The organism is Streptomyces sp. NBC_00239, assembly GCF_036194065.1.
In the GTDB taxonomy this organism is placed as follows: domain Bacteria; phylum Actinomycetota; class Actinomycetes; order Streptomycetales; family Streptomycetaceae; genus Streptomyces.
The window spans coordinates 734,142-758,340 of sequence record NZ_CP108095.1 but is presented as its reverse complement, the minus strand read 5'-3'; the positions used below and the strand labels follow the sequence as shown (position 1 = coordinate 758,340).

19 protein-coding genes are annotated in these 24,199 nt (G+C 72.7%); 11 read left to right on the top strand and 8 right to left on the bottom strand.

Annotated elements, in window-relative coordinates; genetic code table 11:
• Positions 1-73 precede the first annotated feature (73 nt).
• The 4 genes from OG764_RS03430 to OG764_RS03415 all read left to right on the top strand — a co-directional run bounded on the left by OG764_RS03430 (position 74) and on the right by OG764_RS03415 (position 4,907).
• Positions 74-535, top strand: a complete 462-nt coding sequence (locus OG764_RS03430; RefSeq protein WP_328966873.1) for a BP74-related protein — start codon at positions 74-76, stop codon at positions 533-535.
• A 411-nt stretch (positions 536-946) separates the two neighbouring features.
• Positions 947-2,350, top strand: coding sequence for a CBM96 family carbohydrate-binding protein (locus OG764_RS03425; protein WP_328966872.1), 1,404 nt, complete (start codon positions 947-949; stop codon positions 2,348-2,350).
• Between the two features lie 188 nt (positions 2,351-2,538).
• Positions 2,539-3,888: an MFS transporter gene (locus OG764_RS03420; protein ID WP_328966871.1), complete on the top strand. Its 1,350-nt coding sequence runs from the start codon at positions 2,539-2,541 to the stop codon at positions 3,886-3,888.
• Positions 3,885-4,907, top strand: coding sequence for a hypothetical protein (locus OG764_RS03415; protein WP_328966870.1), 1,023 nt, complete (start codon positions 3,885-3,887; stop codon positions 4,905-4,907). The genes OG764_RS03420 and OG764_RS03415 overlap by 4 nt, the downstream gene beginning before the upstream one ends.
• A gap of 67 nt (positions 4,908-4,974) precedes the next feature.
• On the opposite strand, the gene OG764_RS03410 is transcribed toward OG764_RS03415, so the two are convergent.
• Positions 4,975-6,258 (bottom strand): NAD(P)/FAD-dependent oxidoreductase, encoded by a 1,284-nt coding sequence (locus OG764_RS03410; RefSeq protein ID WP_328966869.1) that lies wholly within the window; start codon positions 6,256-6,258, stop codon positions 4,975-4,977.
• Between the two features lie 338 nt (positions 6,259-6,596).
• On the opposite strand from OG764_RS03410, the gene OG764_RS03405 reads away from it, so the two are divergent.
• Both OG764_RS03405 and OG764_RS03400 read left to right on the top strand, forming a co-directional pair.
• Positions 6,597-6,800 carry a cold-shock protein gene (locus OG764_RS03405; RefSeq protein ID WP_053683670.1) on the top strand — a complete coding sequence of 68 codons (204 nt, stop codon included), beginning with the start codon at positions 6,597-6,599 and terminating at the stop codon, positions 6,798-6,800.
• Positions 6,801-7,062: 262 nt separating this feature from the next.
• Positions 7,063-8,460 (top strand): erythromycin esterase family protein, encoded by a 1,398-nt coding sequence (locus OG764_RS03400; protein WP_328966868.1) that lies wholly within the window; start codon positions 7,063-7,065, stop codon positions 8,458-8,460.
• A 22-nt stretch (positions 8,461-8,482) separates the two neighbouring features.
• Here the strand turns inward: OG764_RS03400 and OG764_RS03395 are convergent, their stop codons facing one another.
• A complete protein-coding gene (locus OG764_RS03395; RefSeq protein ID WP_328966867.1) occupies positions 8,483-10,483 on the bottom strand; it encodes an N-acetylmuramoyl-L-alanine amidase in 2,001 nt (666 codons plus the stop codon).
• Positions 10,484-10,593: 110 nt separating this feature from the next.
• Positions 10,594-12,270, bottom strand: a complete 1,677-nt coding sequence (locus OG764_RS03390; protein ID WP_328966866.1) for an FAD-binding oxidoreductase — start codon at positions 12,268-12,270, stop codon at positions 10,594-10,596.
• A gap of 62 nt (positions 12,271-12,332) precedes the next feature.
• On the opposite strand from OG764_RS03390, the gene OG764_RS03385 reads away from it, so the two are divergent.
• The gene (locus OG764_RS03385; protein WP_328966865.1) at positions 12,333-12,995 is read left to right on the top strand and encodes a TetR/AcrR family transcriptional regulator; all 663 of its coding nucleotides are present in this window, start codon (positions 12,333-12,335) and stop codon (positions 12,993-12,995) included.
• A gap of 126 nt (positions 12,996-13,121) precedes the next feature.
• Here the strand turns inward: OG764_RS03385 and OG764_RS03380 are convergent, their stop codons facing one another.
• Positions 13,122-13,763, bottom strand: coding sequence for a TetR/AcrR family transcriptional regulator (locus OG764_RS03380; protein ID WP_328966864.1), 642 nt, complete (start codon positions 13,761-13,763; stop codon positions 13,122-13,124).
• Positions 13,764-13,935: 172 nt separating this feature from the next.
• Here OG764_RS03380 and OG764_RS03375 point away from each other — a divergent pair, with 172 nt between their 5' ends.
• Positions 13,936-14,871 (top strand): NADP-dependent oxidoreductase, encoded by a 936-nt coding sequence (locus OG764_RS03375; RefSeq protein ID WP_328966863.1) that lies wholly within the window; start codon positions 13,936-13,938, stop codon positions 14,869-14,871.
• 57 nt (positions 14,872-14,928) lie between these two features.
• Here OG764_RS03375 and OG764_RS03370 read toward each other — a convergent pair whose 3' ends face one another.
• Positions 14,929-15,444, bottom strand: coding sequence for a mycothiol transferase (locus tag OG764_RS03370; RefSeq protein ID WP_328966862.1), 516 nt, complete (start codon positions 15,442-15,444; stop codon positions 14,929-14,931).
• 553 nt (positions 15,445-15,997) lie between these two features.
• Here OG764_RS03370 and OG764_RS03365 point away from each other — a divergent pair.
• Together OG764_RS03365 and OG764_RS03360 are read left to right on the top strand one after the other, a co-directional pair.
• Entirely contained in the window at positions 15,998-17,839 is a 1,842-nt protein-coding gene (locus tag OG764_RS03365; RefSeq protein ID WP_443055844.1) for a glycoside hydrolase family 15 protein, read from the top strand.
• Positions 17,832-19,250 carry an MFS transporter gene (locus OG764_RS03360; protein WP_328966860.1) on the top strand — a complete coding sequence of 473 codons (1,419 nt, stop codon included), beginning with the start codon at positions 17,832-17,834 and terminating at the stop codon, positions 19,248-19,250. Before OG764_RS03365 ends, OG764_RS03360 begins: the two co-directional genes overlap by 8 nt.
• A gap of 260 nt (positions 19,251-19,510) precedes the next feature.
• Here the strand turns inward: OG764_RS03360 and OG764_RS03355 are convergent, their stop codons facing one another.
• Complete coding sequence (locus tag OG764_RS03355) at positions 19,511-21,496, bottom strand: glyoxal oxidase (RefSeq protein ID WP_328966859.1); 1,986 nt, start codon at positions 21,494-21,496, stop codon at positions 19,511-19,513.
• Between the two features lie 152 nt (positions 21,497-21,648).
• Entirely contained in the window at positions 21,649-22,083 is a 435-nt protein-coding gene (locus OG764_RS03350; protein WP_328972862.1) for a VOC family protein, read from the bottom strand.
• Between the two features lie 297 nt (positions 22,084-22,380).
• Here OG764_RS03350 and OG764_RS03345 point away from each other — a divergent pair, with 297 nt between their 5' ends.
• Positions 22,381-23,583, top strand: coding sequence for an enoyl-[acyl-carrier-protein] reductase FabV (locus tag OG764_RS03345; protein WP_328966858.1), 1,203 nt, complete (start codon positions 22,381-22,383; stop codon positions 23,581-23,583).
• A gap of 111 nt (positions 23,584-23,694) precedes the next feature.
• On the opposite strand, the gene OG764_RS03340 is transcribed toward OG764_RS03345, so the two are convergent.
• Positions 23,695-24,126, bottom strand: a complete 432-nt coding sequence (locus tag OG764_RS03340) for an OsmC family protein (protein ID WP_328966857.1) — start codon at positions 24,124-24,126, stop codon at positions 23,695-23,697.
• Positions 24,127-24,199: the final 73 nt, after the last annotated feature.

The window sequence follows — 24,199 nt, the reverse complement described above, 5'->3', positions numbered from 1 at the left end:
TGCTGCGATGTCCCGATTAGGTTCTGTGCATCCGGGTCGCAAATGCGGCTCAACGGACAATGGAGGCTCAGTCATGCGACGAACCATCACCAAGGCCGGCGGTCTTACGGCGGCCGCGATGTTCACCCTTGCGTTGGCCCAGCCCGCCCAGGCGGCGCAGCTCGGGAGTGGCGCGGAAGTGCGCCCGGCGGCGTCGGCGGCCTACTTCGAGTTCACCGACGGCACGGACACCTTCGTCTTCAAGCTGACCGACGCGGCGAAGATACAGCAGGCCAGGAACATGCTCAGCGGTGTCGACACCGAGAACGTCGGCGTCATGGGGACGATCATCAAGACGCCCGCCGCGTACAACAAGCCGTGGAAGTTCCAGCTCGACCCGAATTCGGTGCGGTTCTTCGGCATGGCCATGGAGGTGTGCGACGCGAGCATCGACTACGTCGACGACCACCTGGCCGAGGTCGGCGGTGCGCTCCTGCCCCGGTCGGTCTGGTGTCCCTGGCAGTCGAAGCTGACGCGCGAGGTCACCAAGCCGTAAGGCGACCGGAAGCGTCACCTTGAGAGTCGAAATTCGGCCATATCAAGGAGTGTTGTTTCAGCCGTCATTGGCGTAGCGTGACGGCACCCCCTGGGAGGAGCCGGCGCCCTCCCGTCCGCTCTCCCGCGCGCCGGACACAGGTACCCCGCCCCCCGCCCCCGCGGGGCGGGGTACCGCCGTTTCCACCGGAGCCGGAGCCGGAGCCGGAGCCGAGCCGAACCGGCAGGGCCCGCAGCTCGCGAACTCGCGGGAGGGGCACGGGAAGTGGCCGCGGCGGCCATCCCGCCCACCGGGACTCGATGCGTGTGGTTCACCCAAGGGACACCTGGGCAACCTCGTCGCATCATCGGGGCGCATCGTCGAGCCCATACGTTCCGTGGCGCCCACGTACCCGCAAGCGAAAGGTTTCGCATGCCCAGTCGCAAGACCACCACGGTGGCTCTCGTCGGCGTCCTCGCTTCGGCCGCCCTCGCGGCCACCGCCCTGACCGCCCTGGCGCCCAGCGCCTCGGCGGCGGGCATCACGTTCTCGCCGACCGCCGACACCTACGTCGACAACCAGTTCGCCAGCACGAACTACGGCACCTCGCAGCAGCTCGGCGTGGACAACAGCCCCGTCAAGCAGATGTTCCTGAAGTTCGACGTCACGGGCCTCACGCAGCCAGTGACGAGAGCGACGCTCCGGATGCACGTCGACGACATATCGGGGGCGGAGAGCAGCACCGGCGGCACGTTCCGCGCGATGTCCAACACCTCGTGGTCCGAGACGTCCGTCACGTACGGAAACCGTCCCTCCATCGACGGCGCCGTCCTCGGCACCCTCGGCTCGGTCTCCCGCAACACCTGGTACGAGGTCGACGTGACCTCGTACGTCAAGGCCAACGGCACCTTCGGCATCGGCGTGACCTCGTCGAGCAGCAACGGGGCGGACTACGACGCGCGCGAGAGCGGCGCCACCGCACCGCAGTTGGTGGTCGAGACGGGCAGCGGCCCGACGCCGACCCCGTCGGGCTCCACCACCCCGCCGAGCGGCGACCCCGTGCTCGTCGGCGCGGGTGACATCGCCACCTCGGGCTCCGGCGACACCGCGACCGCGAACCTCCTCGACAACATCTCCGGCACGGTGTTCACCGTCGGCGACAACGCCTACCCGAACGGCACCGCGTCGGACTTCTCCACGTACTACGAGCCGACCTGGGGCCGCCACAAGGCGCGCACCCGGCCGGCGCCGGGCAACCACGACTACCTGACCTCGGGCGCCTCCGCGTACTACAACTACTTCGGCGCCAACGCGGGGACGGCCGGCAAGGGTTACTACTCGTACGACCTCGGCAACTGGCACGTCGTCTCGCTGAACTCCGAGACCGGCATGTCGGCGGGCTCTGCCCAGGAGCAGTGGCTGCGCGCCGACCTCGCCGCCAGCACCAAGCCGTGCACGGTGGCCTACTGGCACAAGCCGCGGTGGACGTCGAGCTCCAGCCACGGCCCCGACCCGGCGACGGGGCCGCTCGTGCAGGCCCTGTACGACAACAACGCCGAGGTCATCCTGACCGGCCACAACCACCAGTACGAGCGGTTCGCCCCGCAGAACCCGAGCGGCCAGCTCGACACGTCGCGCGGCCTGCGGCAGTTCGTCGCCGGCATGGGCGGCGCGAGCCTCTACGGCTTCGGCACCATCCAGCCCAACAGCGAGGCCCGCAACAACAACACGTTCGGCGTCCTCAAGCTGACGCTGCACGCCAACAGCTACGACTGGCAGTTCGTCCCCGAGGCGGGCAAGACGTACAACGACAGCGGCACCGGCACCTGCCACTGATCCCGTCCGCTCCGCTCGCCGCTCCGGCTCTGCCTGCTGCCTGCTGCCTTCCACCGCTCCGGGCCCCTGCCCGACCGGGCCGGATGCCGCCCGCGCCACCGCTCCGGCGGCGCGCGGGCGGCATCCGGCCCCCCGCCGCCGTCATCCCCTTTCATCCCCCCTCGTCCCCATCCGGAGGTCGCAACCCCGTGTATCTCTCCACGATCGGCAGGAAGGAGCTGCCCGCCGACCCGACCGACTCGCCGGGGACCGGCCGGCGCGGCAGGTGGACCCTGGTCGGGGGCAACGTCCTCGCGCTCGGCTCCGTCAGCCTGATCACCGACGTCTCCGCGGAGATGGTCAGCGCCGTCCTGCCCCTGTACCTCGTCCTCGGCCTGCAGCTCAGCCCGGCGGCCTACGGAGTCCTCGACGGGCTCAACACCGGGGCCACCGCCCTGCTCAGGCTCGCCGGCGGATACGTGGCCGACCGGACCAGCCGGCGCAAGGCGGTCGCCGGCGCCGGCTACGGCCTCTCCGCCCTGGCCAAGCTCGGCCTGGTGGCGGTCGGCAACTCCGCGTCGTCGATCGGGCTGGTGCTGACCGCCGACCGGGCGGGCAAGGGGCTGCGCACCGCCCCGCGCGACGCGCTCATCACCCTGTCCGCGCCCGGCGACGCGCTCGGCCGGGCATTCGGCGTGCACCGCGCCATGGACAGCATCGGGGCCTTCGCCGGCCCCCTGGTGGCGCTGGCCGTGCTGACGGCCGCCGGCCAGTCGTTCGACGCGGTCTTCGTCACCAGCTTCTGCATCGCGGCCCTGGGCGTGCTGGTCCTCGTCCTCTTCGTACGGGACCACCGGGAGTCCCGGCCCCCGACGGGCACCGTCTCACCGCGGGCCGTCGGTCGGCTGCTGCGTACCGGGCCCGTCCGGCGGCTGGTGGCCGCCGCCTGCGTGCTGGGACTCGCCACCATCGGCGACGGCTTCGTGTACCTGCTGCTCCAGCGGCGCGAGTCGCTCTCCATCGGCTGGTTCCCGCTGCTCGCCGTCGGCACCAGCCTCTCCTACCTGCTCCTCGCCGCCCCGCTGGGCGCTCTCGCGGACCGCGTCGGCAGGCTGCCCGTGATGCTGGGCGGCTACGGCGTGCTGGCGCTGGTCTACCTGCTGCTGCACGGCCCGCTCGACGGCCCCCTGCTCATGGTCCTGGTCGTCGGCCTGAACGGGGTCTTCTACGCCGCCACCGAGGGCGTGCTGATGGCACTCGCCGCCCCCGTCCTGCCGGAACGACTGCGGACGACCGGCATCGCCGTCATCCAGAGCGGTCAGGCGCTGGCCTACCTGGGCTCGTCCGTGCTGTTCGGGCTGGCGTGGCAGGCGTGGGGCGAGGCGGCGGCGAGCCGGGGCGCGGCCCTGTGCGTGGTCGTCGGCGCGGTGGCGACGGCGTACCTGCTGGCGCCCGGGGCCGCCCGGACCGCGACCCCCACGGCAGGACCCGCCGTGCCCACGACCCGGGAACCGGAAGCGAAACGGAACCCGGACGAAAGGACTGGTACGTCAGAATGAACGCCCCCACCCAGCGAGTCAGGATCATGGTGACCGTGCTCGCCGCCGTCCTGCTCGCGGCCGTGGCGACCACCACCGTCGTCCTGGCCCGCCGGCACGCCGCCGACGCCGGGGCCGCCCCCGGCCACGGCCCCGGTCCGGTCGCCGCGGCCTCCCCGGACGGCGGGCGTGCGCCCGGTCCCCGGCTCCAGGTGCTGAGCAACGGCCTGCTGTCCACGGTGTCCCTCGCCGACCCGGCGGGCCCGCGGACCGTCACCTCGCAGCGCTGCGACCGCGCGTACACCGCGGGCGGCACCACCGCCTGCCTCACCCCCACCGGGGCACTGAGCGGCCCCCGGCTCCTGGTCCTCGACGCCACCCAGCGGGTCCGGCGCACGGTCAGCCTGACCGGCCTGCCGAACCGGACCCGGGTCTCCCCGGACGGCCGGATGGTCGCCTGGACGCTGTTCGTGGGCGGGGACTCGTACGCGGGCGGCGGCTTCTCGACCCGCACCGGAATCCTCGACACGCGTACGGGCCGGATCACCCGCTCCCTGGAGGAGTTCGCGGTGTACCGGCAGGGGCGCCGCCACCGGGCGGCGGACATCAACGTCTGGGGCGTCACCTTCGCCGCCGACGGCAACCGCTTCTACGCGACGGTCTCCAGCGCGGGCACCCGCTCGCTGGTGGAGGGCGACCTCGCGGCCCGGACCCTGCGCAGCCTGGCGGACAACGTGGAGTGCCCGTCGCTGTCCCCGGACGGCACCCGGGTCGCCTTCAAACAGGCCGTCGACGCCGACCCGGCCAAGGGCTGGCGGCTGACCGTCCTCGACCTCGCCACCCTGCGGCGCACCGAGTCGGCCGAGACCCGGACGGTGGACGACCAGGCGGCCTGGATCGACGACAGCACCCTCGCGTACGGGCTCCAGCGCGGGGACGGCACGAACGACGTGTGGACGGTGCCGGCGGACGGCAGCGGCACGCCGCGCGTGCTCGTCTCCGGCGCCAACTCGCCCGCGGTGATGCCGGCGACGCGCTGACGCGGGGCCGGCCGCAGCCGGTGGGACGCCGCGCGGCCGCGCGGCGTCCCGGGGGAGGGGGAGCCGGTCACGACCCCGTGCGCGACAGGTGGGCGGGTGGTGCGGTCGGCCCGCGGTGCTTGAGGTTGACGGCTGCGGCCCTGGCGACCGCCACGGGGTTGAGGAACCGAAGCGGACCGAACAGGCGGTTGGCGAACCGGTGCATGTGCCGCGCCACCGCATCGTCGCGCGCCGCCGCCGAGAACATCAGTCGCTCCACGGGGTTGAACGGACGGCCCGTGGCGAAGTCGGCGGCCAGGTACTGGTGGCCTTGCAGCCGGCGGCGGTGCCTACGCGCGTACAGGGCGAGCGATTTGTCGAGGTCGCCCCGGCCGGCCGCGGCCGCGGCGACGGCCTCGGTCAGCCATTGCGCGGACTGCAGGGCCCACCCGCATCCCACGCCCCACAGGGGATCGCCGGTCAGGGCGGCGTCGCCGATGAGCGCGACGCCCGGTGCGGCCGGCTTGCGGCTGTGCAGCGGGTAGTCGACGAATCCGGTGATCTTCGAGATGCGCTCGGCGGCGTCGATCGGCGGCGCCTCGGGCAGGGCGCGGACGAACGCGAGGAAGCTGCCCTCCAGGTCCTCCCGGAAGGCCGGGAGCCGCTTCTTGTCCGGCACCACCGCGATGACCGTCACGCCGTCGTCGTTGGGGAACGTGTACGCCATGTCGGGCTCGAGGAACCAGGTGTGACTGATCCCGCCGTGGAGCGGGAGGTCGCGGAAGTGCGCGAGATAGGCGAACCGCGCGTTCTCGTACTGCCGGGCGGCGACCCCGGCGTGCTTGGCCACGGCCGAGTCCTTGCCGTCGGCGCCGACCACCAGGCGGGCCCGGATCTCGCGCTCGCCCTGCGGTGTCGACGCGCGGACCCCCACGGTCCGCCCGGCATCCCGGACCAGCCCGGTCACCTGGTGCCCGAGGAGCAGATCGACGCCGGGGGTCTGTTCGGCACGGGATCTGAGCAACGGGTCGAGGGTGCTGCGCCTGACGTTCCACGAGTAGGGCAGTCCGGGCCCGTCCGGCGCCTCCTTCGGCTCGATCCATCCCCATCGGGTGTACCAGCGGGCCCCGCTGCGGACGGCTCCGGCCTTTTCGAGGGCGGGGAGGAGGCCGAGTTCGTCCAGCACCGGGTCGGCGCTGAACTGGATGGAATGGGTGCAGAGCGCCTTGTACGCTTCGGGATCCGAGCGGCGTTCGAGCAGCGCGACGCGGACACCGCGTCGAGCGAGCAGGATCGCCGCGGCGCTGCCGGCGAGGCCGCCCCCGCTGATGACGACGTCGTAGTCGTATCCCGCGCTCTCAGGCTTGGTCATGCGCTGATCGCCCCCTTCGGTGTGTGGTGCCGTGCGTGGGTGGGAAAGCCGAGAAGCCACTCCTGTCAGGAGCATGACTGGTTGTCAAGGGTCTGCCCGGCCGGTGTGCAGGCGTGATCCTTGCGGTCCGGCCCAGCGAGACTCAGGCACCGCTCAAGACGCACCTGTTGCTCTCTGGTGAGAGGCGATTCCACCGTGTAGCGTCACTCCCAGCTGTCGTGGTTCGCAGTACCTGCCCGCGCCCTGGCGTGGGCGTTTTGCTGTGCAGTGCCGGACCAGGGCGATCACCTCCGGGTCCGCACGGTGCGGATCCCGGCAACGGACTGGGAGGCAACATCATGGCCAGCGGAACCGTGAAGTGGTTCAACGCCGAAAAGGGCTTCGGCTTCATCGCGCAGGACGGCGGCGGCCCCGACGTCTTCGCGCACTACTCGAACATCAACTCGACCGGCTACCGGGAGCTCCAGGAAGGCCAGGCCGTGACGTTCGACATCACGCAGGGCCAGAAGGGCCCGCAGGCCGAGAACATCACTGCGGCCTGACCTCCGTAGTCCGTCACCGCCCCGGAGCCCCACCGCTCCGGGGCGGTGCGCGTTCCGGAGGAGTCGTGTTCCGGAGATGCGCGTTCCGGGCGGTGCGCGCAGGGAGGCCGCCGCGCCCACCCGGCCGCTCCCGGCGGTCACCGCCCCGGCGGATCGGGGGTTATCCCCCCACTTGGGACGGAGGGCGCCCCCATCGCGGCCCGCTCCCGGACCGGGCCATGATCGTTTCTCCCAGTGGAACACCGCACGAGGAGTACTCAGCATGGCCCCGCACGACAAGCCGGCGATCGGCCGACGGACGCTTCTCACCGCGACGGCAGGCCTCACGGCAGGCCTCGCGGCCACGATCCTCCCGGAGTCGGCCGCCTCCGCCGCACCTGCCCCCACCCCCCGTCCCGCCGCGACCGGCATGCCCGCCGCCGCGACGCACCGCCGCCGGGCCGAAGCGCTGCGCGCGCTGGAGCGCGCCGCCCACCCGCTGCGGTCGACCGAACCCGGCGGCCGCACCGCCGACCTGCGGGCGCTGGCGGCCATGATCGGCGACGCGAAGGTGGTCGGACTGGGAGAGGCCACCCACGGCTCGCACGAGTTCTTCGCGATGAAGGAGCGCGTCTTCCGGCACCTCGTCGAGGGAGAGGGCTTCACCACCTTCGCCCTGGAGATGAGCTGGACCGCGGGCCTGCGCATCGACGAATACCTCCAGGGCGGCGCCGGCGACGCCCGCCGGATCGCCCAGGAGACGCTGATCGGATCCCCCTGGGAGCGCGAGGAGTTCGTCAGCCTCATCGCCTGGATGCGGCGCCACAACGACCGCCACCCCGGCCGCAAGGTCCACTTCATGGGCAACGACGTCGGCGCGCCCAGGCTCGGCGACGACATCTTCGACCGGGTCGTGTCGTACGTCCGCGCGAGCCGTCCCCAGGACCTCGCGCGCCTCGAATCGCTGTACGCGGGCCTGCGCCCCCTCGACGACGCCTTCGGCTACCTCCGCAGGCCCCTCGCGGAACGCCGCGGCAACGCCACCACCGCCCAGCGGGCATACGACCTGGTCGCCGCGCACAAGGGCGGCGACGAGTCCGGCGCGTGGGCCGAACAGCACGCCCGCAACATCGCCCAGACCTTCGCCTTCCTCGCCCTCGACCTGTCCGATCCCGAGTCGGTCTCCGCCGCCGAACACCTCCGCGACCGTGTCATGGCCGACAACACCGCCTGGTGGCACCACCGCACCGGCGACAAGGTGCTGCTCTCGGCGCACAACGGCCACGTGGGATACCTGGCCACCGACCCGTTCATGTACCCCACGACGCAGGGCGCCTTCCTGCGCAACGCCCTCGGCCGGGGCTACGCGGCGATCGGCTTCACCTTCAACCGTGGGTCCTTCCTCACGGCGACCGCCCTCGGCGGGGCGTGGGGCGAGGTCACCGTCCCCGCGGCCACCCCGGACATGCAGGAGCACACCCTCGACCGGGTCCGCGACCGCGACTACTACCTCGACCTGCGGACCCTGCCCGCAGCCGGCCGCAACTGGCTGAACACCCCGCGCCCGGTCTACGAGGCCGGCTCGGTCTTCAAGAAGGACCCGCTCCCCACCCTCGCCATCGGCCGGGCCTACGACATCCTCATCCACCTGAACCGGGTCCACGCGGCCACGAAACTCTGACCCCCGCGCACCTGACGCCGCGTCATTGCGTGTCCTGGTGGCGGACGAGGGCGAGGCGGTGGTTGTACTGGATCACGTCGTACGTCTCGCTTCCGGTGACGACGGTTTCGGCGCGCGTGGGGGTGGCGCGGAAGAAGTCGTCGGTCTGCTGCGGGGGCGCGGTGGAGACGTACGCCTGACCTTGGGGGAGGGTGTAGAAGCCCAGCGGCTTCTGGGTGGACGGCGTCAGGCCGCCCGGGTACTCGTCGGGCCGGGGGTAGGCGGTCGAGTAGACGGGGACGGCCGCGGATCCCGGCTTCGGGCGGATGATGCGGGCGCCCGGTGCCGGCTCGGTGTTGAGTCCCTGCGGGTCGTGGAACCAAGCCTTCCGGCCGGCGTACCAGATGGCGGTCCACTCCCCGTCCTGGTCCGCGACGACGAACTGCTGGCCGGTGACGACGCTGCTGCCCCAGTCGCTGATCCCGTCGCTGCCCGGTGCGCCGCCGGAGTGGAGGGCGGGGTCGGGGAACAGCGGTGCGTCGTGCCGCGGCGCGGTGCGCACGAAGAGGAAGTTCGAGGGCTGGGTCCGCGGCGCGCACTCGACCGCGGCTCCGCCACCGGCCGCCGCGGACCGGCCCGCGGCGCCGCCGGCCGTGGGCCGGCCGGCACCGGCGGCGAGTTTGGTGCCGCACACCTGGACGGTCTGGACGTTGCGGTCGAAGGCGGGGGCGATGGTGACCGCCTCGCCGGGCCGGACCGTGTCGCGGCGGTGCCACCGGTCCTTGCCGTCAGGCTTCTCCTGCTTCTCCTGCTTTTCCGGCTTCTCCGGTGCGGAGAGCAGGGCCATGAACCGGTTCCAGTCCCAGTACGGGCCGGGGTCCCAGTGGGCTCCGGGTACGGACGTGGCGCTGGCGGTGAGGACGTTCTCGTGGCCGATGACGTGCTGCCGGTCCAGCGGTACCTCGAACCTCTGCGCGAGGTACCGGACCAGCTCGGCGGTCGCCTGGTAGGTGGCCGGGGTGAACCACGTGGCGCCCCGCGCGGCGAAGCCCTCGTGCTCGATGCCGACGGAGTGCATGTTGACCCAGTAGTTGCCGGCGTGGAAGGCGATGTCCTTGTCGGCGACCATCTGCGTGGTCTGGCTGCCGTCGGACTTCATGACGTAGTGGGCCGACACACCGCTGGCGGGGTCCTGGAAGGTGCTGACGCCCGCCTGGTAGCTGCCCTCGATGTCGTGGATGACGATCGTGTTGATCTTGATCTTGTTTCCGGGCCGGGAGGCAACCTGGTAGTTCGTGGCCGCTGCCGGCACGAACCGGCAGGCGAGCGTCTTCGGGCACTCGGCCTGCGCGGCGCGCGGAATGCCGCGGCGCAGCCGGAGCATCGACAGCTGGCCCTTCTCCGGTGCGACCGCGGGGTCGGCCGGCAGTACGACGCGCCGGCCGTCCTTGCGGGTGCGCACCAGCCCGGTGCGGATCGACCGGTAGACGGCGTCGGCGTACGCGGCCGCCCCTGCCCGGTCGCCGGCCTGGCTGTAGCGGGCGACCGCCGCGTACCAGCGGCCGGGGTCCTCCGGTCGTGTCCCCGTCGCCTCCTTCTGATAGGAGGCCAGGAGGGCCGCGCCGGCCCGGACGTTGTCCCTCTCGTCCGTACGCACCCTGTCGGGCCGGACGTGGATCAGCTCGGCCGCGGCGTTGAGGGTGTGCTCGGAGGGGTCCGCGGTGCCCGTCGAGTCGACGGGGCCCTCACCGGCGCGGTGGGGGTAGGCCCGGCCCGCCGTGGTGTCGGTGAGGTGCATCGGGCCGTAGCCGCCCAACGTGCTGGGCCGCCCCCCGTTCCCCTCCCACCAGGAGGCCTGGTGGCTGACGCCGAGCAGCACCGCCTCCGGCACCTGGAACTCGTCGGCGGCGTCGGCCACGACCTGCTGGAAGTCCGTCGCCCCGGCCGGCGACGCCGCCTGCGCCGGCCCGGCCGCGCCGGCCAGCAGGATGGCGACGCCGGCGTGCACGCCGGCCAGAGAGCGAACACATCTGAACTTGACCACGGATCAGGTCTCCCTCGGTGGCTGCGCGGAACTGTCTCCACGGCCACCTTGACCCGGGCCGCCCCGGCCGGCACCCCGCTGTAGGCCCCTTGGCCCACCGCCCCGCCCGTTCAGTCCACGAGCACGCCGGGATTGAGGATCCCCCGCGGGTCGAGCGCCCCCTTCGCGGCCCGCAGCGCGAGGGCGAACGGCTCGGGGCGCTGGCGGTCGTAGCCCGGCCGGTGGTCCCGGCCCACGGCGTGGTGGTGGGTGATGGTGGCCCGGTGGCGGTGCAGGACCTCGACGGCAACGGCCTTGAGGTCGTCCCAGAGGGCGTCCTCGGCTCCGGGGCGGCCGGCGGCGAGGACGGTGAAGTAGGGCGCCGCGCCGTCCGGATACACGTGGGTGAGCCGGCAGTTGACGGTCGCGGGATGGCCGGTGGCCTTGCGCGCGGCCTCGCCGACCTCGGTGCGCACCGCGTCGATCAGGCCGGGGATCCGGTCCCAGGTGGCCGCCGTCTCGAAGGTCTCGGCGACGGCGCCCATCCTGGCGAGGCCGTCGCGGAGGTAGGGCATCCGCAGGAACGCAGAGCGCCAGGCGTTCACGGCCGCGTCGCCCGCCGGTCCCGGGCCCGGGTGGTGCCGGCTGCCCGGGTCCTCGCCCCGGTCGCCGGTCCCGGCCGTACCGCCCCCGGTGCCGTTCCCCGTACCCCCGGTCCCGTCGTACCGGCCGCCGTGCGAGCGGGCCAGGTCCACGGCCCGTTCGAGCAGTGCGGTCACCGGTGCGTGCGCGGACTCGAACCCCAGGACCAGCACGGCGCGCCCGTCGTGCGCCGCGCCCGCCAGCGCGGCCTCACCGGCGTCCAGCAGACGGCAGTTGGCGGGGGACAGGTCCGACTGGGCCAGGGCGCGCACCGCCCGGAGCGCAGCGTGGAAGTCGGCGAAGGCGACCGCGGCGGACGCCTTGTGGCGGGGGCGTTCCTGCAGGCGTACCCAGGCCTCCGTGATGACTCCGAGCGCTCCTTCGGATCCCAGGAAGAGGCGGTCGGGGGAGGGGCCCGCGCCGGAGGCGGGAAGCCGCCAGGAGCCGCTCGTGCCGGCCGGGGTGACGACGCGCATCGACTGGACGAAGTCGTCGATGTGCGTGCGGCCGGTGGCGTAGTGACCGCCCGCCCGGGTGGCGAGCCAGCCTCCCAGGGTCGAGAACTCGAAGCTCTGCGGGAAGTGCCGCAAGGTGAGGCCGTGCGGCCGCAGCTGGCCCTCCAGGCTCGGCCCGAGCGTGCCGGCCTGGATCCGTGCCGCCCGGCCCTCGGTGTCGACCTCCAGGACGCGGCCCATGGCGGTCAGGTCGAGGGACAGCACCGCCCGGTGGGCGTCGCCGCGGTACTCGACTCCACCGGTGACCGAGGAACCCCCGCCGTACGGGACGACGGCGATCTGCCGGTCCCCGGCCCACTCCAGCAGGTCGGCCACGCCCTGCTCGTCCACCGGACGGGCGACGAGGTCGGGGACGCGGCCGGGGCGCCCGCGCAGCGCCCGTACGACGTCGCGGTACGCCTTCCCCATGGCGTGGGCGGCGCGGTCCGCCGGGTCCGCGGTCACGAGGGCGGCGAGGCTCCGCGGCGGTTCGACGGCGGGCCTCCCGATGCCCAGGTCGCGGACGCGCGGCACGGGCAGCGGGCGGCCGAGGGTGCCGGGGAGCAGGGCGCCCAGCGCGGTGCACTCCGCGTCGTCGGGATGCGCGTCCGTCCAGCCCCAGCCCCACCAGGAGCGGGTGCGGGACGTCGGCTGTGCGGTGGTGCCGGCCATGGGTGCTCCGGAGGTCGAGGTAATTTACCTTGCGGTAAATTACCTACTGATAATATCGCCGCATGGCAACCCCTCCTTCGAAAGCCGGCACCAAGGGCGTCCCCCGGCACCACCGCCGACAGCAGATGTTGGACGCCGCCACGGAGGAGTTCGGCACCCGCGGCTACGCGGCCGCGTCCCTCCCCGCGATCGCCGCGCGCGTCGGCGTCACCAAGACGCTGCTGCACCAGTACTTCGGCACCAAAGAGGACCTCTACATCGCCTGCCTCGTCCCCGTCGGAGACCGGCTCCTCGACACGATCCGCACCGCGATGGGCACGGACGGGACCACCCCCCAGACCCCGCTGCGTGTACTCGACAACATCTTCACGGCGCTGGAGGGGCGGCGGGAGGCGTGGTTCGTGCTGTACGACACCTCCCTGCCGGCCGACGGCGAGGCCGCGCGCCGGGCCGCGGAGTACTGGTCGGCCATCGACCGGCTCGCCGCCGGCGGCACTGCCGAACTCCTGCGCACGACCGGCTCCACCGACCCGCTGGACGCCGACGCGCTCACGTACGTCTGGCGGGACCTCGTCGCCACGCTCGTCCGCTGGTGGGTGAAGCATCCGGAGCAGACGCCGGCCGCCATGACGCGGCGCTGCGCCCGCCTGTTCGCGGCCGCCGCCAACCTCGCCGACGACGCCCTCGCCTCCGACGCCCTCACCGACGACGGCCGGACCGGCTGACGCGGGGCGCCCCACCGCCCCGCCGTCTCTCGGGCGCGGCCCGGCAGGCGCCGTGACTCGACGGCGTGGACGCGGGGCTCGGACGGCGCGGGTGCCGGCCGGAGACACCCGCAGGTTCGGCACCCCCTAGAGGGCGGTGGCCGCCAGGGTCGCCGGGGCGGCGTGCGCCGACGTTGCTTCCACGGGCGAGCGGCCCAGGAGTGCGAACGCCGAGTCCAGGCAGGCAGCGGCCTGCGCCGGGTCGGGGTCGACCTTGCGCATGATCTGGATCCCCTGGACCAGGTTCTGGAGCAGCCGGGCGCCGTCGCGCGGCGTGATCGCGGGGGACAGCTCCCCGTCCCGCGCGGCCCGCTCCAGTTGCGCGGTGAACGCCTCCTCGGCGCTCGCCATGCTGCGCCGGGCCAGTTCACCGACCTCCGCGTCGTGCGGCAGCAGTTCGGCGATGCTGTTGACGCTGAAGCACCCGGCGTTGCCGCAGGCCGCGTCGGCGGCGAGGAGCCGGTCGAGGACGGCGCGGAGCCGGGGGAGGACCGGTCCCTCCTCGTCGAGCGCCGTGGTGAGCAGACCGGTCTGGTGCTCCAGGTAGCGGCCGAGGGCCCGCACGAACAGCTGGTGCTTGTCGCCGAAGGCCGCGTAGATCGAGCCCCGCCCCAGCCCCAGCTCCTCCACCAGGTCGCTCATGGCGGTGGCCTCGTAGCCCTTGCGCCAGAACAGGAGCATCGCGCGGTTCAGCACCGCTTCCTCGTCGAACGTGCGTGGTCTCGCCATGCACCCCACGGTAGCGAACCCGGGGGCCGGAAGCAGCACGTATTTGACTGCTCGTTCCAGAACGGGCTAAGTTATGGAACGAGCGGTCCGGAATTGCCGATGGCAGGGCCACCGCCCACGGCCCCGCCCGTCATCAGGACGGCCCGGCAGCAACCCGATCAAGGAGTTCACCGTGAAGGCAGCAGTCATCCACCAGTACGGCCAGGTCGCCGACGTGGTGCAGGTCACCGACATCCCCGTCCCCGCGGTCGGACCCCAGGACGTGCTGATCGAGGTCCGCGCCGCGGGCGTCAACCCGGTGGACCACCTGATCGTCAAGGGCTTCATGGCCGCCGGCGAGCTGCCCGGCCCCCTCGCCATCGGCAGCGAGGTCGCCGGCGTGGTCAGCGCGGTCGGCGACGAGGTGACCGGGTTCTCCGTCGGCGACGAGGTCTTCTCCCGGGTCGACCCGCGCGTCGGCGGGGGCTTCGCCGAGTACGTGGCGGTGAACCGCGCCCTGGTCGCCGCCAAGCCGTCGAACCTGTCCTTCGAGGAGGCGGCCTCCCTGCCGCTGGTCGCCCTGACGGCCTGGCAGGCCCTGACCGAGCAGTCCGACGTACGGGCCGGCAGCCGGGTGCTGATCCACGGCGGCGCCGGCGGCGTCGGCTCCGCGGCCGTCCAGATCGCCAAGCAGCTCGGCGCCGAGGTCGTGGCCACCGCGAGCACCGGCAGCACGGAACTCGTCCGGGAGCTCGGCGCCGACCAGGTGATCGACTACCGGAACGAGAAGTTCGACGAAGTCCTCTCCGGCATCGACGTCGTCCTCGACACGATCGGCGGGGACACCCAGGAGCGCTCCCTGCGCGTACTCAAGCCCGGCGGCAGCCTGGTGTCGATCGTCCCCGTCCCGGACGCCGACGCGATGAAGGCGCAGTGGAACGTCGACGTCCGCAGCTTCCTCATGCGCCCGCACGGCGAGCAGCTGGCCCGGCTGGCCGACCTCGCCGAGTCCGGCCGGCTCCGGCCGATCGTCGAGACGGTCTTCCCGCTCGACGAGACCCCGGCGGCCCTGCTGAAGGTCGAACGCGGCGGCGCCCGCGGCAAGACCGTCATCGGCGTCCGGTCCTGAACGCACCCGCCCCGCGCGGCCGGGCGGCCACCTTCCCGCCGCCCGGCCGCGAAGCCCTCAGGAGGCGCCCCGCTCCAGCACGCCCCGTACGAACGCGGCCTGACCGGCGTGCTGGAGATCGTCGGACAGCACGCTGACCAGGCGCACGCCCAGGGTGACCGGCGGATCCCAGCGCTCGTCGACCACCCGGTCCAGGTCGGTGGCGGCGAGCCCCCGCACGAAGCGCAGGGTCTGTTCGTGGACCGCGTCGAAGTACCCCAGCAGCAGCTCGCCGGAGTCGACCCGGACCGTGCCGACCTGGCGGGCGCTGTGCCCGTACCCGGTCGCCGCGGCGGGCAGCGGCAGGGCGAACCGGTCCGCCCAGCCCCCGGCCCGCCACACCTGTTCCAGCTCCCCGGCGTCCGCCACGTGGTCGTCCTGGATCCGCGCGAGGTGCCAGACCAGCCAGGTGATCGAGTTCGCCGCCGGGTCGACGCGCGCGTTGAGCCGCTCCGCCGCGAGCCCGTCCACGGCCTCGTGCACGACCTCCCGAACGCGTCCGAACCCGTCGGCGATGATGTCCGTAGCCTTCATGCACCCACCATGCGGCGCCCCGCGCCTCCGCGCACGACGTCACGTGGGCGGTTCGGCGTCCGGGGCTTCGTCGTCTCGGCGCCCACGCCGTCCGAACCCGCGCCGGGCGCCGGTCCCCAGGGTGCTTGGTCCCAGAGGACGCCGGGACTGCCGCCGAGAAGCTTGGCGTCGGGGTCGGGCACCAGGGCGCGGGCGGCCCGGATGATCTCCGGGAGTGGCCGCGGCGAGGTGTCCGCCAACCCGACTGCGGGTGTGGGCGGCGGCTGCGCTCTCGCGCAGAGTCACCCCGCGTGCCCACCGCGCGGCATCCGGCCTTTGTCGGACACCTCGGGGCAGAATGCGCCTGCGGGCTGACGAGTCATGTTTCGGTACAGGCGTTGTCGGAGTCGCATCTCGCTGGAGGTGTGACCGGGCGGCCGGATCGGCGGGCCCCGTCTCGGGGCGCGAGGACGTGTGCTGGTCCGGATCTCGGTCCGGATGGTTCCCCAGGCGCACCCTGATGTTCCCTTCCTGTCGCACGCCGCCACGGCTCCAACGACGACGGGAGATTCTTGTGAGCGCCTATCCGGCGATCGCCGATCACGGGATGGTGGGTGACCTCCAGACAGCCGCGCTGGTGTCCTCTGACGGGACGATCGACTGGTGGTGCACGCCCCGGTTCGATTCCCCCAGCGTGTTCGCCTCGCTCCTCGACAGCGAACGCGGAGGGTACTGCCGGCTGTCCGCGCACCTCCCCGGCGGGCAGGAGCCGGTGGTCCGCCAGCTCTACCTTTCCGACACCGCCGTCCTGGTCACCCGCTTCATGGCGCCGGGCGGCGTCGGCGAGGTCGCCGACTTCATGACCCCCCTGACCACCGGGACCCCGACGGACCGGCACCGCCTGGTGAGGGTGGTGAGGGTGGTGCGGGGCAGCATGGACTTCCGCCTGACCTGCCGGCCCCGGTTCGACTACGGCCGCGCCTCGCACACCCTGGAGCGGACCGGTGAGGCGGCCGCGGTTTTCCACGGCCCCGGCACCGACCTGCACCTGCAGGTCACCGGCCCCTTCGTGCTCCACCCCGATGACGACGACCTCACTGCCCGCTGCACCCTCACCGCCGGGCAGACCGCCGCCGTGGTCCTGACCTCCGATGCGAGCGGCGCCGCCGCCCCGGCGGAGCTGGTACCCGACGACGTCCGGGCGGAGCTGGAGGCGTGCCGGAGGTTCTGGCACGGGTGGTTGCGCTCCTCCACCTACCGCGGCCGGTGGCGCGACATCGTCAACCGCTCTGCGATCACCCTCAAGCTGCTCACCTACGCCCCCACCGGCGCTCCGATCGCCGCCGCGACCATGGGTCTGCCCGAGCAGATCGGCGGCGAACGCAACTGGGACTACCGCTACACGTGGGTCCGTGACTCCTCGCTGGCGGTCAGGGCGCTGTCCGATATCGGGTTCACCGAGGAGGCCGCGGCCTTCCGCCTGTGGCTGCGCGATCGCCTGGAGGCCGGCGGCACCGCCTCGGGCGAGCCCCTTCAGATCATGTACCGCATCGACGGGGAGCCCCACCTGACCGAGGAAGTCCTGGACCACTTGGAGGGCTACGAGGGCTCGGCCCCGGTACGGGCGGGCAACGCGGCCGCCGACCAGATCCAGCTCGACATCTACGGCGAGGCCGCCGACGCCCTGGCCCAGGCCGGCGAGATGGGCGGAATCCGCGGCTGGAAGACGTTCGCCGACGTGCTGGACTGGCTCGCCGACCACTGGGACCGGCCCGACGAGGGCATCTGGGAGACCCGCGGGGGGCAGCAGGAATTCACCTACAGCCGCCTCATGACCTGGGTCGCCTTCGACCGCGGCATCAAACTTGCCACCCTCCACTCCCGGCCCGCCGACACCGCCCGCTGGGCGCAGGCGCGCGACGCCGTGTTCCGGCAGATCGTCGAACGCGGCTGGAACGAGGAGCGGCAGGCCTTCGTCCAGCACTACGCCACGGACGTCCTGGACGCCTCCCTGCTGCTGATGCCCCGTGTCGGATTCCTCTCCCCCACGGACCCGGCCTGGCTCAGCACCCTCGACGCCATGGAGCAGGAACTCGTCAGCGACAGCCTCGTCTACCGGTACAACCCCGAAGCCTCCCCGGACGGACTGCGCGGCTCCGAGGGCACCTTCAACCTCTGCAGTTTCCTCTACGTCGAGGCACTGGCCCGCTCGGGCCGCCTCCACCAGGCCCGCTACGCCTTCGACAAGATGCTGACCTACGCCAACCACGTCGGCCTGTTCGCCGAGGAGATCGGCCCGTCCGGCGAACAGATCGGCAACTTCCCCCAAGCGTTCACACACCTCGCGCTGGTGGCCGCGGCCATCGCCCTCGACGAGCAACTCGACAAGGCGGAACGCGGCGGCACCGATGGCTGACCCCACCCCGGCCACACCTGCCGCCCTGCGGCGGGTCATCGCCCCGCTCGCCCTCGCCCAGTTCATCTGCAGCTTCGCCGGCTCCAACATGAACGTGATGATCAACGACATCAGCGAGGACCTCGACACGACCGTGCAGGGCGTCCAGGTCGCCATCACCATCTTCCTGCTGGTCATGGCCGCCCTGATGATCCCCGGCGGCAAACTGACCGACCGCTACGGCCGCAAACAGTGCCTGCTCACCGGCCTCGTCATCTACGGCGTCGGCGCACTGCTCAGCGCCGCCGCACCAGGCCTGGGCGTCCTCATCCTGGGCAACTCGATCCTCGAAGGCGTCGGCACGGCGCTGCTCATCCCGCCCGTCTACATCCTCACCACGCTGCTCTTCACGGACATGACCTCACGCGCCCGCGCATTCGGAACGATCATGGCGCTCGGAGGCATCGGCGCTGCGGCCGGCCCGCTGATCGGCGGACTCATCACCTCCGCGATCAGCTGGCGGGCCGCCTTCGTGTTCCAGGCCCTGGTGATCGTGGTGATCATCGTCCTCAGCCGCCGCATCGAGGACCCCCTCCCGCCGGACCCGACCCGCCCCTTCGACACCGTCGGCACCGTCCTGTCCGCCGTCGGCCTCGTCCTGGTCGTCACCGGAATCCTGGCCGCCGACGACAACGGCTGGCTGATGCTCGCCCTCCTCGCCCTCGGCGCGATCTTCCTGGCCGCCTTCTTCCGCTGGGTCCGCGCCCGGGAACGCGCAGGCAAGGAACCACTGCTCTCCACCAGCCTGTTCCGCATCCGCACCTCCAACCTCGGACTGGTCACCCAGAACACCCAGTGGCTGCTCCTGATGGGGGTGTCCTTCACCGTCGCCTCCTACCTGCAGGTCGTCCGCGGGTACGACGCGATCCAGACCGGCGTGATCTTCACCGCGGCCACCCTCGGAATCCTCGTCTCCTCCCTCGCGGCAGAACGCCTCGCCAAACGCCGCGCCCAGCGCACCCTCATCCTCACGGGATTCCTCACCACGATCGCCGGCATCGTCCTCCTGACCGTGATGGTCGGCGGATCACCCAGCCCCTGGGCCTTCACGCCCGGACTGCTCCTCATCGGCCTCGGGCTCGGCGTGATGCTCACCCCCTCGGTCAACATCGTCCAGTCGAGCTTCGCCGAGGACCAGCAGGGCGAGATCTCCGGCCTGTCCCGCAGCGTGTCCAACCTCGGATCCTCCCTCGGAACGGCGGTCGCCGGCACCATCCTCGTCGCCGGCCTCACCAGCCACGCGTACGCAGCCGCCATGATCACCCTGGCAGCCGTCGGGCTCATCGGCCTCACCGCCGCCGCGCTTCTCCCTCACCACTCGCCCCACACCCCGGCCCGGCCAGGCCCACCCAACCCGGCCGGCGGCAAGTGAGATCAGCCCGCCCATGGGCCAAGGCACCCCACGCCGCACTGCATCAGCACGCAAGGACGCACCAGGCCAACGCCGTCACCGCCGCCCACTGGTCACTGGAGATCACCGACAATTCGTGAAGAACAGCGTCCTCGCCTGCCGGACCACCGATCTGTGGCGGTGCGCTCGGCCCGCAGCGAATACCGCGCCGTTCGAATGACGCTCCCCGCCAGCTGTGCCGCGCGGCGCCGGCCGGCCTGCGGCACGCCTCGCTGGGGGAGTCAGCGGGAATCCGGGGCCCGGCCGAGCTTCACCCATTTCGCCGTGCTGGGGACGCCCTTCGCGTTGAGCAGGAACAGCATGTAGTAGCCGGGCGGGGCGTCGGCCGCGCTGGGCGGTGTCCGCAGCCCGATGGTGTTGCCGCGGACGCCGGTGCGCCGGAGCTCCAGGTGCCGCTGGCTGGTGTTCACCGAATGGGTCACGGTCGTCGGCGCCAGCAGCACGGCGCGTGCGACGTCGCCCGGCGTGGTGCTCGACACCTGGAAGTCGGCGTCGTGGGCGAGTTCGCCGGCCGGCACCCGGTCGAGCGCCGGGCGGGCACCGCGGTGCAGGTATGCGGGCTCGTAGAGTTCGATGCTGCCGTCCATCCCGTCCCCGATGTCGGGGTCGTTGGCGATCTGCTGGAGCTCGTCCCCGGTGACCAGCATCCGCCCGTCGGGCAGCACCAGGGCGTTGGAGTGGTAGCCGCGCGGCAGCCGCTGCGCCGGCCCGAGCCTCCAGTGCCCGCGCGCGTCGCGCAGCTCGATCTGCCGGTACTTCGGATCGGCCGTGGGATTGAACGGCCCGTTGCCGTAGTCCCGGGTGTCGAAGGCGCCGTTGACGGTCAGCAGGGTGCCGTCGGGCAGGATCAGCGTGTCGTCCTGCGTACGCCCGAAGGCCCGCGGCCCCTCGATGGTCCAGCGGCCGCCGGACAGCCGGTACGTGAGCGGATCGCGCGGGTCGCCGCCGAGCACCAGCACCGAGTCCGGCCCGCGGAACCCGGCGGGCAGCGGAACGGCCGAGCCGTACCCCCGGAAGTCGGCCGGCCGCCGCGGCAGGTCCTTGCGCACCTCCTTGACCGGGTCGAACAGCCACTGCTGATCGGCGTCGCGGCCCAGCCCGTAGATCATCCCGTCGCGCAGCGAGAAGAGGTGCGGATAGTCGTTGCGGAAGGGGGCGTCGGTCCGCAGCCGCTGCGACGCGAGGTCCAGCGGGATGTCGAACGGACGCCAGGGCACGGGGTGCCGCAGCGAGGGGAAGCGCTCCACGACCGGGGTGGGGGTGCCCGTACCGCGTTCGGACTGGCCGGACATGATGATCTGACGGCCGTCCGGCCCGGTCACGGCCGAGGGGTACCAGCGGCCCACGGCCATGTCCCGGTTGCGGTACCAGTGCTCGGTCCACGGGTCGAACACGAAGGACAGCTTGGCGCCGCTGCCGCCCTTCCCGCCGACGTTCCCGCCGAAGACGCCGACCATTCCGTTGGGGAGGTAGGCGTGCCCGGCGCAGAAGAACGGCGCCGGGCGCGGCGCGTAGCGCCCGTCCGGCATCAGGACCACGGGCGGGGGCACGTTCTTGAATGCCTGCGGGCCGGTGCCGCGGGCCGGGTCCCACAGGTAGGCGCGGCCGGCGTTGGTCACGCCGACCGTGTTGGTGGGCCCGGTCTCCTTGGTGGGGTCGGCCTCCACGCGTTCGAACGAGAAGAGCAGCACCTTGCCGGTCGGCAGCAGGGCCACGTGGACGCCGAAGTCGGGCGACGGGAAGAACTCTGTGAACCTGCCGAACCGGGCCGCCGGCAGACCCGCGTTGGCCTTGAGCTGGGACTCGCGGAGTGCGGCCAGGCTCGCCGTGCGCTTCGTCTGCGGATAGCCCTGGGTGCCCTTGGCGGCCTCCCGGAGCCGCGCGTGCGCCCGGGCGTGCTCCTCACCGATCACGGCGGCCTCGCCGGCCCGGACGTCGCCGGCCCGGACGTCGCCGGCCCGGACGTCGCCGGCCCGGACGTCGCCTGCCCTGAGCTCCCCTGCCCTGAGCTCGCCGGCCCTGGTCTCGGGCCCGCTCGCGGGTCTGCCGACGGGGTCGGCGTGGCGGCGTTCGGCGTGCGGGGACCGGTCGAGGGCGGGGGTCGGGGTGGAGGCCGTGGCCGGGCTCACCGCGGTGAGGGTCGCGGCGGCGATCACCCAGGCCGACACGGCGGCGATCCGGCGGGCGCGGGACAGGGGAGTCCTCATGCCGCAGACATTATGCGCAAAACGGGCAAATGTGATGATTTGGCGCGACGGAGAGACCAAGACGGCTCTCCGCCCCCTCCTGACCCCACGCCGACCCTCCGAAGCTCACCCGGCCCCGCCGCCGGAAGCCTGCCGAAGGCCGGCGCACTGCCTCAATCCAGGCAGAATTCGTTGCCCTCCGGGTCGGCCATCACGATGATCCCCTCGTCGATGCCGTCGGGCTCCAGCCGGTACAGCCGCTTCGCTCCCAGCCCCTCCAGCCTGGTCGCCTCCACCTCAAGCCTGGCCATCCGCTCGGCCCCGGCCAGGCCGGGCGCCGAGCGCACGTCCAGGTGCAAGCGGTTCTTCACCGTCTTGCCCTCCGGGACCTTCTGGAAGAACACCCGCGGTCCCTTCCCGTCCGGATCGGTGATGGCCGACCGGTCGTTGTGCCGCTCGGGCGGCACGCCCCACGCCGTCAGCGCCGCCGGCCAGTCGGGGAAGCCCTCGGGCGGCGGCTGGACGCGATAGCCCAGCGCCTCGGCCCAGAACGCCGCCTGCGCGCCCGGATCGGCGCAGTCGTACGTGACTTGGAATTCCTTGGCCATGACGCCTCCGAGCATTCGAAACCTGTCCACGTCCACGCTCCGGCCGTCGCCCGGAACGCACCGCCATCCTCGCACCGCCCTCTGACAATCGCCCACCGATCCCGGTGCCGGCAGCGGTGTCAAGACCGAAGGCCACAAGAAGCCGGGCACATCCTGCGTGACGCACTGTCACGAACCCTCCCCGGCCCCGTGGATACGATCTTGGAGGGGCCCGGCCGGCCGCGCGGGACCGCGGATCCGGACGCACACCCAGACCGCCTCGTACCGACGCCTCGTACCGACCGGAACGGACCCATCGTGAGCCTTCGCCAGATCGAGCCCAAGCAACGCGGATTCCTCATAGTCAACTCCCACCCCGAAGGGGCCGCGCAGACCGTACGCCGGACGTGGGACGGCATCGAGGCCCGCACCGACGGCCGCAGGCCCGTCGCCCTCATCCTGGGACACTCCGCCGGGTACGGGCTCGCCACGCTCCTGGCCGGACTGCGCCGGCACGGCATCCGCGGGGTCGGGGTCGCGTTCGAGTCCGCCGACACCGGACGCCGGACCGCGACCGCGGGCTGGTACCGGACCGCGGAGGCCGCCCGGCTCGCGGCCGAGGACGGCCACGACATCCGGTTCGTCAACGCCGACGCCTTCTCCACTGACGCCAAGTCGCACGTCTTGGACCTGCTGGAGGAGCACTACGGACCGGTCGACCACCTCGTCTACAGCCTCGCCGCGCCCCGCCGTACCGACCCGGCCACGGGCGCGGTCCACCACTCGGTCATCAAGCCGCTGGGCGCCGCGTACGAGGCGCCCGCACTGGACTTCTCCGGCGCGGACCCGAAGGTGTCCCGGGCCCGGATCGAACCCGGCACCGACGACGAAGTGCGGGCGACGGTCGCGGTGATGGGCGGCGACGACTGGGCCCTGTGGGTGCAGGCCCTGGCCGCCCGCGAGCTCCTCGCGGACGGGTTCACGACCGCGGCCCTGACGTACGTCGGGTCGGAGGTGACCGCGCCCGTGTACCGACAGGGCACCATCGGCGCGGCCAAGGAGCACCTGGAGCGGACCGCCCACGCACTGAGGGCCTCGGCCGCGCTCAAGGAGAAGGAGGGCCGGGCGTTCACGGTCGTGGCCGGCGCGGCCGTCACCCAGGCATCCAGCGCGATCCCTTCCATCGCGCTCTACACCGCCTTCCTCCGCACCGTCGTGGGCGAGGACGGCTTCCGCGGCACGGCCGAACAGGCCGTGGACCTCTGGGACCAGCTGGAAGGCCGTACTCCGCTCGTCCTCGACGAGGCGGGGCGGATCCGGCTGGACGGCTGGGAACTCGACGCGCGGGTCCAGGACCGCGTACGCGAGCTGTGGGCGGACCCCGAGCGGGGACTCGCGGCCGCGCGGGCCGGTGCGGACTGGTTCATGAGCCAGGTCCAGGACCTGTACGGCTGGGAGGTCGGGGGCGTGACCTACGGCCACCCGGTGGAGACCGACGTACCGTGGCCCGCACCGCGTTAGAGGCCTCCTCCCGGCCCGACCGGGCGGACTTCTGCGGCGGCCGCCGCGCACCGCCGGTCAGCTGCGCACGGCCGGTCAGCTGCGCACGGCCGGTCAGTCGCGCACGGCCCGTCAGTCGGCGGCGACGACCTTCGTGGCGACCGGCGTCCCGGCCTCCACGGTGCGGCTGACCGTGCAGAGCTTGTCGTGGGATGTCTTCACGGCGCGCGGCAGGATCGCCCGGGCACGGTCGCCGCTCTCGCCCGCGGGGAAGCCGACGGTGAAGGCGACCTCCAGGTCCGTCATGCGGTTGCCCTCCTCGTCCGCGACCTTGTGGCCGCTGACGGTGAGGGAGAACGCGGTGGGCTCCGCGTGCCGGGTGGTCGCGACGTCCACGTCCGCCGCGGAGCAGCCGCCGATCGCGGCGAGCAGCAGCTCGACGGGGGTGAAGCCCTCGCCGGAGCCGGTGGCGAAGGTGATCGTGCCACCGCGGGAGTTGGTCGCGGTGAAGAGGCCCGGACCGGTCCGCTCGACGGTGACGGAGCGCAGGGAGTCAGCAGTCATGGCACCGACCCTAACCCCACCTCCCGGCGCCACCCGGGCGCGCCGCCGCCCGGAGCCGGGGCGCGCACAGTGG